This window comes from Citrobacter sp. EC_71 (assembly GCF_019584005.1).
In the GTDB taxonomy this organism is placed as follows: Bacteria; Pseudomonadota; Gammaproteobacteria; order Enterobacterales; family Enterobacteriaceae; genus Citrobacter; species Citrobacter werkmanii.
The window spans coordinates 1-769 of the sequence record NZ_VDAY01000061.1 but is presented as its reverse complement, the minus strand read 5'-3'; the positions used below and the strand labels follow the sequence as shown (position 1 = coordinate 769).

Annotated in this window: 1 protein-coding gene; it reads left to right on the top strand. The window is 53.6% G+C overall.

The window, feature by feature from the left end:
• Positions 1 to 55 precede the first annotated feature (55 nt).
• Positions 56 to 753, top strand: a protein-coding gene (locus FHD02_RS23980) for an IS1-like element IS1B family transposase (protein ID WP_095033700.1) whose coding sequence is annotated in 2 segments (ribosomal slippage) — positions 56 to 305 and positions 305 to 753 — 699 coding nt in all. Because the reading frame shifts where the segments join, the coding sequence is not laid out codon by codon here.
• Positions 754 to 769: the final 16 nt, after the last annotated feature.

Genomic DNA, 769 nt, shown 5'->3' with positions numbered 1-769 from the left:
GGTGATGCTGCCAACTTACTGATTTAGTGTATGATGGTGTTTTTGAGGTGCTCCAGTGGCTTCTGTTTCTATCAGCTGTCCCTCCTGTTCAGCTACTGACGGGGTGGTGCGTAACGGCAAAAGCACTGCCGGACATCAGCGCTATCTCTGCTCTCACTGCCGTAAAACATGGCAACTGCAGTTCACTTACACCGCTTCTCAACCCGGTACGCACCAGAAAATCATTGATATGGCCATGAATGGCGTTGGATGCCGGGCAACCGCCCGCATTATGGGCGTTGGCCTCAACACGATTTTCCGCCATTTAAAAAACTCAGGCCGCAGTCGGTAACCTCGCGCATACAGCCGGGCAGTGACGTCATCGTCTGCGCGGAAATGGACGAACAGTGGGGATACGTCGGGGCTAAATCGCGCCAGCGCTGGCTGTTTTACGCGTATGACAGGCTCCGGAAGACGGTTGTTGCGCACGTATTCGGTGAACGCACTATGGCGACGCTGGGGCGTCTTATGAGCCTGCTGTCACCCTTTGACGTGGTGATATGGATGACGGATGGCTGGCCGCTGTATGAATCCCGCCTGAAGGGAAAGCTGCACGTAATCAGCAAGCGATATACGCAGCGAATTGAGCGGCATAACCTGAATCTGAGGCAGCACCTGGCACGGCTGGGACGGAAGTCGCTGTCGTTCTCAAAATCGGTGGAGCTGCATGACAAAGTCATCGGGCATTATCTGAACATAAAACACTATCAATAAGTTGGAGTCATTACCC